Raw genomic sequence first — 10,725 nt, 5'->3', positions numbered from 1 at the left:
CAGTGTCGAACGAAGAGAAGTTGGTCGACTACCTCAAGCGGGCGACGGCCGACCTGCGCGAGACCCGCCGCCGTCTGCGCGAGGCGGAGGACAAGGACCGCGAGCCCATCGCGATCATCGGCATGGCCTGCCGCTACCCGGGCGGCGTGACCACGCCCGAGGGGCTGTGGCGGCTGGTGGCCGACGGCGCCGACGGCATCAGCGAGGTCCCCGCCGAGCGCGGCTGGGACCTGGCGGCCCTGACCTTCGAGGAGGGCGAGGACGAGGACGGCCCCGGCGGGACACGCGTTCCGCAGGGCGGATTCCTGCACAGCGCGGGGGAGTTCGACCCGTACTTCTTCCGGATCTCGCCGCGCGAGGCGCTCGCCATGGACCCGCAGCAGCGGCTGCTGCTGGAGGCGTCGTGGGAGGCCTTCGAGCGGGCCGGCATCGACCCGGAGTCGGTGCGCGGCAGCAAGACCGGCGTGTTCGCGGGCCTGATGAACAACACCGACTACACGCCGTCCCCCGCGCAGGAAGGCCTCCCCGAGGGGATCGAGGGCTTCCTCGGCACCGGCGGCTCCGGCAGCGTGGCGTCCGGCCGCGTCTCCTACACCCTGGGCCTCGAAGGCCCGGCGGTGACGGTCGACACGGCCTGCTCCTCCTCCCTGGTCACCCTGCACCTGGCCGCGCAGGCCCTGCGCAACGGCGACTGCACGCTCGCCCTCGCGGGCGGCGCGACCGTCATGGCCACGCCCGGCACCTACCTGGAGTTCACGCGACAGCGGGGCCTGGCCCTCGACGGCCGCTGCAAGGCGTTCGCGGACGCGGCCGACGGCACCGGCTTCTCCGAGGGCGTCGGAATGCTCCTGCTGGAGCGGCTGTCCGACGCGCGGCGCAACGGTCACAAGGTGCTTGCGGTGGTGCGGGGTTCGGCGGTGAACCAGGACGGTGCGAGCAGCGGCCTGACCGCGCCCAACGGTCCGTCGCAGCAGCGGGTGATCCGGCAGGCCCTGACCAACGCGGGCCTGACCTCGGGCGACGTGGACCTGCTGGAGGCACACGGTACCGGCACCACGCTCGGTGACCCGATCGAGGCGCAGGCGCTGCTGGCCACGTACGGGCAGGGCCGCGAGGGTGGCGAGCCGCTGTGGATCGGCTCGTTCAAGTCCAACGTCGGCCACACCCAGGCGGCGGCCGGCGCGGGCGGCATCATCAAGATGGTGATGGCGCTGCGCGAGGGCGTCATGCCGCAGACGCTGCACGTGGACCGGCCGTCGACCAAGGTCGACTGGTCGGCGGGCTCGGTCGAGCTGCTGACCGAGGGCCGTGACTGGCCGGAGCTTGGTCGTCCGCGCCGTGCGGCGGTGTCGTCGTTCGGCATCAGCGGGACCAACGCGCACGTGATCCTGGAGCAGGCCCCCGAGGAGGAGCCGGCGGAGGCCGTCGCGGTCACTGTCGACGCTCCGGTCGCGTGGGTGGTGTCGGGCAAGTCGGAGGCGGCGCTGCGGGCGCAGGCCGGGCGGCTGGCGGCGTTCGTGGGGGAGCGGCCGGAGCTGTCGCCGGTGGATGTCGGCTTCTCGTTGGCGGTGTCGCGGGCGCGGTTCGACCACCGTGCGGTGGTGTCGGGTGCGAGTCGGGAGGAGCTGCTGGCCGGGCTGGCAGGTCTGGCGAGTGGTGAGGCGTCCGGCGCTTCGGTGGGCCGTGGCAAGCTCGCGTTTCTGTTCACCGGGCAGGGGAGCCAGCGGGCGGGGATGGGGCGGGAGCTGTACGCGGCGTTCCCGATCTTTGCCGCTGCCTTCGATGAGGTGTGTGCCAGGTTCGAATTCCCGTTGAAGGACGTGGTGTTCGAGGCTTCGGAGCTGCTGGACCAGACGGCGTACACGCAGGCGGCGCTGTTCGCCGTCGAGGTTGCGTTGTTCCGTCTGGTCGAGTCCTGGGGTCTGAAGCCCGACTTCCTGGTGGGCCACTCGGTCGGTGAGATCGCCGCTGCCCATGTCGCCGGGGTCCTTTCCCTGGGCGACGCGGCGAAGTTGGTCGAGGCGCGGGGCCGGCTGATGCAGGCGCTGCCCGTCGGTGGTGCGATGGCTGCCATTGAGGCGACCGAGGCGGAGGTGTTGCCGCTATTGGCGGGCCGGGAGTCGGAGATCGCCGTGGCGGCGGTCAACGGGCCTTCCTCGGTGGTGGTTTCGGGCGACGAGGCCGCTGTCCTGGAGGTGTTGGAGCACTGGAAGGAGCAGGGTCGCCGGGGTCGTCAGCTGCGGGTGAGCCACGCGTTCCACTCGCCGCGGATGGAGCCCATGCTGGCCGAGTTCCGCGCCGTTGCGTCCGAACTCACCTACTCGGAGCCGAAGTTCGCCGTGGTCTCCAACGTCACCGGCGAGTCGGCGACCGAGCTGACCTCGCCCGAGTACTGGGTGCGCCACGTCCGTCAGGCTGTTCGCTTCGCCGACGGTATCGCCTACCTCGCCGCTCAGGGTGTCACGAGGTTCCTGGAGCTGGGTCCGGACGGCACCCTGTCGGCTCTGGCGCAGGAGATCACGGACGGCCACTTCGCGCCCGTTCTGCGCAAGGACCGCCCGGAGGCGCTGTCCTTCACTCAGGCCGTCACCGGTCTCCACGCGTACGGCTCCGAACTGGACTGGGACGCGGTGTTCGCCGGTCGCGGCGCGAGCCGTGTCGACCTGCCGACCTACGCCTTCCAGTACGAGAACTACTGGCTGGACCTGCCCAACGTTGCGGGTGACGCCGTCAGCCTCGGCCTCGGGAAGACCGTTCACCCGTTGCTCGGTGCGGCGATCGCTCTGCCGGAGTCGGATGGCGTCCTCCTGGCAGGTCGCCTGTCCCTTCAGTCGCACGCGTGGCTTGCTGATCACGCGGTGTCGGGTTCGGTCCTGGTGCCGGGTACGGGTCTGTTGGAGCTGGCGATTCACGCCGGTGACCAGGTGGGCTTCGGTCAGGTCGAGGAGCTGATGCTCCAGGCCCCGCTTGTTCTGCCCGAGCAGGGCGGTATCGCCCTGCGCGTGTCGGTGGAGGCGGCGGGCACCGACGGTCTGCGTCCGGTGGCGGTCTACTCCCGCCCGGACGGCGCCGAGAGCGATGAGCCGTGGGTTCGGCACGCGTCGGGTCTGTTGTCCGATGCCGCGCCCGTGGCGCCGGAGGGCCTGTCGGTGTGGCCTCCGAAGGACGCCCAGCCCGTCGGCATCGAGGACCTGTACGAGGGCCTGGCCGCCACCGGCCTGGCGTACGGTCCGGTGTTCCAGGGCCTGCGGGCCGCCTGGCGTGCCGAGGGCGCGGTGTACGCGGAGATCGTGCTGCCCGAGGACACGTCGGTCGACGGCTTCGGTGTCCACCCGGCGCTGCTGGACGCCGCGCTGCACGGCATCGCCCTGGGCGGCTTCGTCACCGAACAGGACAGCGCGCACCTCCCGTTCTCCTGGAACGGTGTCTCCCTCCACGCCACCGGCGCCTCGGTGCTGCGCGTCAAGCTGGCATCGGCCGGCACCGACGCGGTGTCCATCGTCGCCGCCGACGAGACCGGCGCCCCCGTCGCCACCATCGGTTCGCTGATGCTGCGCCCGGTGGATGCGGGCCAACTGGCTTCTGCGCGGCGGGCGTTCCATGAGGCGTTGTTCCAGCTGGAGTGGTCGGAGCTTGCGGTTCCGGAGTCGGTTGAGGCTTCGTGGAGTGTGCTGGAGTCGGGTGCGGGTCTGGCGGAGCTGGCTGCGGCCGGTTCGGTGCCGGAGCTGGTGTTCGTGCCGGTGGCGCCGTTCGAGGGCGATGACGTGGTGGGTGCTGCTCACCGGTCGGCGCTGGAGGCGCTGGCGTTGGTGCAGGGCTGGCTGGGGGAGGAGCGTTTCGCCGACTCCCGCCTGGTGTTCGTGACGCGCGGTGCGCTGGCCGATGATCTCGTCAACGCGCCCGTCTGGGGTCTGGTGCGTTCCGCTCAGGCGGAGAACCCGGAGCGGTTCGTGCTCCTGGACGTCGAGGACGGGGTGCCGGCCTGGGAGCGGCTGGCGGCGGTGGCACTGTCCGGTGAGCCGGAGGCGGTGCTGCGCGGTGGCGAGATCGTGGTGCCGCGTCTGACCAGGACGCCGGTCGCCGAGGGTGAGGTCGTTCTCGCCGAGGGCGGCACGGTGCTGGTCACCGGTGGTACGGGTGCGCTGGGTTCGCTCGTCGCCCGTCATCTGGTCGCCGAGCACGGTGTCCGTCACCTGGTTCTGACCAGTCGTCGTGGCCTGGCCGCCGAGGGTGCGCAGGAGTTGGCCGACAAGCTGGTCGAGTTGGGAGCCGCCTCGGTCGGGATCGCGGCCTGCGACGCCGCCGACCGTGAGGCGCTCGCCGCCCTCCTGGCCACCGTCCCGGCCGAGCACCCGCTCACCGCGGTTGTTCACACCGCCGGTGTGCTGGACGACGGCGTGGTCGGTTCGCTGACCCCGGAGCGGTTGGAGGCGGTGCTGCGTCCGAAGGTGGACGCCGCCCACAACTTGCACGAGCTGACCCGCGAGCTGGACCTCAGCGCCTTCGTTCTGTTCTCCTCCGCGGCCGGTGTGCTCGGTAACCCGGGTCAGGCGAACTACGCGGCGGCGAACACCTTCCTGGATGCTCTGGCTGCTCACCGCCACGCGCTGGGTCTGCCGGCGACGTCGCTGGCCTGGGGCGCGTGGGAGCAGAGCGGTGGCATGGCGGGTGGTCTCACCGAGGCCGACCGCCGTCGCCACGACGGCCTCTCGGACACCGAGGGCCTCGCTCTGCTCGATGCCGCCTGGACCTCAGGACAGGCACTGCTCGTGCCCGTCCGCCTGGACCTGGCCGGCGTCCGCCGGCAGGCAGCGACGGCCGGTGTCCCGCCGCTGCTGCGGGCCCTGGTCCGCACCCCCGCCCGCCGCGCCGCGGCCGGGGCGGCCTCGGCGGCCCGCGGCGAGTGGGCGCAGCAGTTGCTTGCTCTGGGTGCCCCCGACGAGCGGCGTGCCTTCGCCCTCGCGCTGGTCAGGGCGCGGGTCGCGGCGGTGCTGGGCTTCCCGAACGCCGATGTGGTGGAGCCGGAGCGGGCGTTCAAGGAGATGGGCTTCGACTCGCTCACCGCCGTGGAGTTCCGCAACCAGCTCGGTGCGGCGACGGGTCTGCGGCTGCCGGCGACGCTGGTGTTCGACCACCCGAACGCGGTGGCCGTCGCGGACTTCGTCGTGGCCGAGGTCACCGGCGCCCATGCGGTGGTCGAGGTCGGTGCGCGGACCGCGACGGCCGCGGACGACGATCCGATCGTGATCGTCGGCATGGCCTGCCGCTACCCGGGCGGTGTGACCACGCCCGAGGGGCTGTGGCAGTTCCTGCTGGCGGGCGGCGACGGCATCGTGCCGTTCCCGACCGACCGCGGCTGGGACCTGGAGCGGATCCTCATCCCGGATCCGGAGCACCCCGAGGACGACTACGTCCTGGAGGGCGGTTTCCTCCAGAAGGCGGCCGAGTTCGACCCGACCTTCTTCGGGATCTCGCCGCGCGAGGCGCTCGCCATGGACCCGCAGCAGCGGCTGCTGCTGGAGGCGTCGTGGGAGGCCTTCGAGCGGGCGGGCATCGACCCGGCTTCCGTGCGCGGCAGCCGGACCGGCGTGTTCGCCGGTGTGATGTACCACAACTACGCGGCGCGGGTCACGGAGGTTCCGGAGGGGATCGAGGGCTTCCTCGGTACGGGCGGCTCCAGCAGCGTGGTGTCCGGGCGAGTCTCGTACACCTTCGGTTTCGAGGGCCCGGCGGTGACGGTCGACACGGCCTGCTCCTCCTCGCTCGTCACCCTGCACCTGGCCGCGCAGGCGCTGCGCAACGGCGAGTGCACGCTGGCGCTCGCCGGTGGTGTGACGGTGATGCCGAACCCCGACACCTTCTCCAGCTTCGCCCTCCAGCGCGGTCTGGCGCTGAACGGCCGCTGCAAGCCCTTCGCGGGCGCGGCCGACGGCACCGGCTGGTCGGAGGGTGTCGGCATGCTGCTCGTGGAGCGGCTGTCCGACGCGCGGCGCAACGGGCACAAGGTGCTTGCGGTGGTGCGTGGTTCGGCCGTCAACCAGGACGGTGCGTCGAACGGTCTGACCGCGCCGAACGGTCCCTCGCAGCAGCGGGTGATCCGGCAGGCGCTGCTGGGCGCCGGCCTGTCCACGGGGGACGTGGACGTGGTCGAGGCGCACGGGACGGGGACCCGACTGGGTGACCCGATCGAGGCGCAGGCGCTGCTGGCCACGTACGGGCAGGGCCGCGAGGAGGGCGAGCCGCTCTGGCTCGGGTCGATCAAGTCCAACCTCGGCCACACCCAGGCGGCGGCCGGCGTCGCGGGCATCATCAAGATGGTGCTGGCACTCCAGGAGGGCGTCCTCCCGCAGACGCTCTACGTGGACGAGCCGACCCCGCACGTCGACTGGTCGGCGGGCGCGGTCGAGCTGCTCACGGAGGCGCGGGACTGGCCGGAGCTTGGTCGTCCGCGCCGTGCGGCGGTGTCGTCCTTCGGCATCAGCGGGACCAACGCGCACGTGATCCTGGAGCAGGCTCCGGACAGCGCGCCGGTCGAGGTGGCGGAGGCCACCGTCGATGCCCCTGTTTCCTGGGTGGTGTCGGGCAAGTCGGAGGCGGCGCTGCGGGACCAGGCCGGACGGCTGGCGGCGTTCGTGGGGGAGCGGCCGGAGCTGTCGCCGGTGGATGTCGGCTTCTCGTTGGCGGTGTCGCGGGCGCGCTTCGACCACCGTGCGGTGGTGTCGGGTGCGAGCCGGGAGGAGCTGCTGGCCGGGCTGGCAGGTCTGGCGGGCGGTGAGGCGTCCGGCGCTTCGGTGGGCCGTGGCAAGCTCGCGTTCCTGTTCACCGGGCAGGGCAGCCAGCGGACCGGCATGGGGCGGGAGCTGTACGAGGCGTTCCCGACCTTTGCCGCCGCCTTCGATGAGGTGTGTGCCCGCTTTGAATTCCCGTTGAAGGACGTGGTGTTCGAGGCTTCGGAGCTGCTGGACCAGACGGCGTACACGCAGGCGGCGCTGTTTGCCGTCGAGGTGGCGTTGTTCCGTCTGGTCGAGTCGTGGGGTCTGAAGCCCGACTTCCTGGTCGGTCACTCGGTCGGTGAGATCGCCGCTGCCCATGTCGCCGGGGTCCTTTCCCTGGGCGACGCCGCGAAGCTGGTCGAGGCTCGTGGCCGGCTGATGCGGGCCCTGCCCGTCGGCGGTGCGATGGCCGCCATCGAGGCGACCGAGGCGGAGGTGCTGCCGCTGCTGGCCGGCCGGGAAGCCGAGATCGCCGTCGCGGCGGTCAACGGGCCGACGTCGGTGGTGGTTTCGGGTGACGAGGCCACTGTCCTTGAGGTGTTGGAGCACTGGAAGGAGCAGGGTCGCCGGGGTCGTCAGCTGCGGGTGAGCCACGCGTTCCACTCGCCGCGGATGGAGCCCATGCTGTCCGAGTTCCGCGTCGTGGCGTCCGAACTCACGTACTCGGAGCCGAAGTTCGCCGTCGTCTCCAATGTCACGGGCGAACTCGCCACCGAGCTGACCTCGCCCGAGTACTGGGTGCGACACGTCCGTCAGGCTGTGCGCTTCGCCGACGGCATCGCCTACCTCGCCGCTCAGGGCGTGACCACGTTCCTGGAGCTGGGCCCGGACGGCACCCTGTCGGCCCTTGCCCAGGAGATCACCGAGGGCCACTTCGCCCCGGTCCTGCGCAAGGACCGCCCGGAGGCGCTGTCCTTCACCCAGGCCGTCACCGGTCTCCACACCCAGGGTGTGGCACTCGACTGGGAGGCCGTCTTCGCCGGTCGCGGCGCGCGCCGCACCGACCTGCCGACCTACGCCTTCCAGCACGAGCACTTCTGGCTCAAGGCGACTTCGTCCAGCGCCGGCGACGCCGCAGGTCTGGGCCAGGCCGCGACGGGGCACGCACTGCTCGGTGCGGCGATCGCTCTGCCGGAGTCGGATGGTGTCCTGCTGACGGGTCGCCTGTCCCTTCAGTCGCACGCGTGGCTTGCTGATCACGCGGTGTCGGGTTCGGTCCTGGTGCCGGGTACGGGTCTGTTGGAGCTGGCGATCCACGCCGGTGACCAGGTGGGCTTCGGTCAGGTCGAGGAGCTGATGCTCCAGGCCCCGCTCGTCCTGCCGGAGCAGGGCGGTATCGCCCTGCGCGTGTCGGTGGAGGCGGCGGGCACCGACGGTCTGCGTCCGGTGGCGGTCTACTCCCGCCCGGACGGCGCCGAGGCCGATGAGCCGTGGGTTCGGCACGCGTCGGGTCTGTTGTCCGATGCCGCGCCCGTGGCGCCGGAGGGCCTGTCGGTGTGGCCTCCGAAGGACGCCCAGCCCGTCGGCATCGAGGACCTGTACGAGGGCCTGGCCGCCACCGGCCTGGCGTACGGTCCGGTGTTCCAGGGCCTGCGGGCCGCCTGGCGTGCCGAGGGCGCGGTGTACGCGGAGATCGTGCTGCCCGAGGACACGTCGGTCGACGGTTTCGGTGTCCACCCGGCGCTGCTGGACGCCGCGCTGCACGGCATCGCCCTGAGCGGCTTCGTCACCGAGCAGGACAGCGCGCACCTCCCGTTCTCCTGGAACGGTGTCTCCCTCCACGCCACCGGCGCCTCGGTGCTGCGCGTCAAGCTGGCCCCGGCCGGCACCGACGCGGTGTCCATCGTCGCCGCCGACGAGACCGGCGCCCCCGTCGCCACCATCGGCTCGCTGATGCTGCGCCCGGTGGATGCGGGCCAACTGGCTTCTGCGCGGCGGGCGTTCCACGAGGCGATGTTCCAGCTGGAGTGGACAGCGCCGGTGCTGCCGACGGCCGAGGCCGCCACGTGGGCGGTACTGGGTGCGGCGGAGGACGTCTTCGCCGGTGGCACCGCCTACGCCGGTCTGACGGAGGCGGCTGCGGCCGTGTCCGTGCCGAAGGTGCTGTTCGTGCCGGTGGCGCCGTTCGAGGGCGATGACGTGGTGGGCGCCGCTCACCGCGCGGCTCAGGAGGCGCTGGCGCTGGTGCAGGCCTGGTTGGCGGAGGAGCGTTTCGCGGACTCCCGCCTGGTCTGGGTCACTCGCGGCGCGCTGACCGATGACCTGGCCGGCGCCCCGCTCTGGGGCCTGGTCCGCTCCGCCCAGGCGGAGAACCCGGAGCGCTTCGTGCTCCTGGACGCCGACGAGTCGGTGACCTCGGAGCTGCTCTGGTCGGTCCTCGGCTCGGACGAGCCGGAGGCGGCGGTGCGCGGTGGCGAGATCGTGGTGCCGCGTCTGACCAGGACGCCGGTTGCCGAGGGCGGGTTCGAGCTGGACGAGGGCGGCACGGTGCTGGTCACCGGTGGTACGGGTGCGCTGGGTTCGCTCGTCGCCCGTCATCTGGTCGTCGAGCACGGTGTCCGTCACCTGGTTCTGACCAGTCGTCGTGGCCTGGCCGCCGAGGGTGCGCAGGAGTTGGCGGATGAGCTGATGGGCTTGGGTGCCGTCGCGGTGGAGATCGCCGCGTGTGATGCCGCGGACCGTGACGCCCTGGAGAAGCTGATCTCGGCCGTCCCGGCCGAGCACCCGCTCACCGGGGTCATCCACACGGCCGGTGTCCTGGACGACGGCGTCATCGACGCCCTCACTCCGGAGCGGTTGGAGGCGGTGCTGCGTCCGAAGGTGGACGCCGCCCACAACTTGCACGAGCTGACCCGCGAGCTGGACCTCAGCGCCTTCGTTCTGTTCTCCTCCGCGGCCGGTGTGCTCGGTAACCCGGGTCAGGCGAACTACGCGGCGGCGAACACCTTCCTGGATGCTCTGGCTGCCCACCGTCACACCCTGGGTCTGCCGGCGACGTCGCTGGCCTGGGGCGCGTGGGAGCAGAGCGGTGGCATGGCGGGTGGTCTCACCGAGGCCGACCGCCGTCGCCACGACGGCCTGACGGACACCGAGGGTCTCGCTCTGCTCGATGCCGCCTGGACCTCAGGACAGGCACTGCTCGTGCCCGTCCGGCTGGACCTGGCCGGCGTCCGCCGGCAGGCCGCGACGGCCGGTGTCCCGCCGCTGCTGCGGGCCCTGGTCCGCACCCCCGCCCGCCGCGCCGCCCAGGCCGCGAGCGGCGGCGCGCAGAGCACCGTCCTCGACGGTCTGCTGGCGCTGCCGCGCGAGGAGCGCAGGCCGGCGATGCTGGAGCTGGTCCGTGGGCAGGTGGCCGCGGTGCTCGGGTTCGCGGGCATCGCCGAGGTGCCGGCCGACCGGGCGTTCCGGGAGCTGGGCTTCGACTCGCTGACCGCCGTGGAGTTCCGCAACCAGCTCGGTGCGGCGGTGGGGCAGCGGCTGCCCGCGACCGTGGTGTTCGACCACCCGAACTCCGCGGACCTGGCCGACCACCTGCTGACCACCCTGCCCGGCGGCGACGACGCCGGGCGCAGCGTGGCCGAGGAACTGGACGTCCTGGAGTCGCTGATCGCCGAGTCCGAGCCGGAGGGCGGTGACCGGCTCCGGGTGGTCACCCGGCTCCAGGCGCTGCTGGCCCGGCTGGGCGACGGCCGGGGCGCTGAGCCGGCCGACGGCGCCGGCGCGGTCACGGACGTGATCGACGACGCCGCCGACGACGACCTGTTCGACTTCATCGGCCGGGAGTTCGGCATCTCCTGATTCCCCGCTTCCCCCACCCGAGGCCGGCCTCGACCCCCACCGAGGCCGGCCTCCCCTCCCTCGGCGCCGGTGACCCGTCACCCGGAAGAGCCAGGGCGCCGAGGGTTCAAGACCATCCGAGCGCAAGAGCGCCACATCACCAGAACGCCGGACC

The 10,725-nt window shown here is 72.3% G+C and carries 1 pseudogene; it reads left to right on the top strand.

The features are described from left to right. Positions 1-14: 14 nt before the first annotated feature. Positions 15-10,571: pseudogene (locus ACIQOW_RS17170) on the top strand (SDR family NAD(P)-dependent oxidoreductase); the annotation flags it as partial. Positions 10,572-10,725: the final 154 nt, after the last annotated feature.

Source organism: Kitasatospora sp. NPDC091335 (assembly GCF_044757205.1).
Classification (GTDB): Bacteria; Actinomycetota; Actinomycetes; order Streptomycetales; family Streptomycetaceae; genus Kitasatospora.
Note: the sequence above shows the minus strand (reverse complement) of the source record. Positions and strands in the feature narration are given on the sequence as shown.